Origin of the sequence: Pseudomonas tremae (genome assembly GCF_001401155.1) — a bacterium.
In the GTDB taxonomy this organism is placed as follows: domain Bacteria; phylum Pseudomonadota; class Gammaproteobacteria; order Pseudomonadales; family Pseudomonadaceae; genus Aquipseudomonas; species Aquipseudomonas tremae.
The window spans coordinates 1-418 of sequence record NZ_LJRO01000282.1; the positions used below are offsets into that span (position 1 = coordinate 1).

The 418-nt window shown below is 59.6% G+C and carries 1 protein-coding gene and 1 pseudogene; both read right to left on the reverse strand.

Annotated features, from left to right (window positions below):
- Positions 1-183 (reverse strand): annotated as a pseudogene (locus ALO43_RS16765) (HAD family hydrolase); the annotation flags it as partial.
- On the reverse strand, positions 176-418 hold a 243-nt coding region (locus ALO43_RS16770), incomplete at its 5' end, for a tyrosine-type recombinase/integrase (protein ID WP_157062316.1). The pseudogene ALO43_RS16765 and the gene ALO43_RS16770, both read right to left, overlap by 8 nt.

Below are 418 nucleotides of genomic sequence, written 5' to 3' on the forward strand. Positions count from 1 at the left end.
CTTGAAGGATGGGTCTTCAGCCACAAGGCGCGAGCGAATTTCCCACAGGTGCTCGACAGGAATCGCCCCCAGCCTGGGCGCGTTTTCGCCCAGCCAGTCACGTAGCGTGACTTCGGCACCGGCAATGGCAGGGGCGGTGTCCCAGAGCGTGTCGTCAAGATCAAACGTCACCAGCTTAATCATCTGCAGCTCCTTTACGTTTGGCTCGGGGATGGGCGCTGTCATAAACAGTAGCCAAATGCTGGAAGTCCAGGTGCGTATATATCTGCGTGGTCTTGATGTCCGCATGACCCAGCAGCTCCTGCACGGCGCGCAAGTCCTGTGACGACTCCAGCAGGTGGTTGGCGAACGAGTGACGCAGCATGTGCGGATGCAGGTTCTGCCCTAACTCCCTCTCACCAGCCGCCTTGAGCCGCAC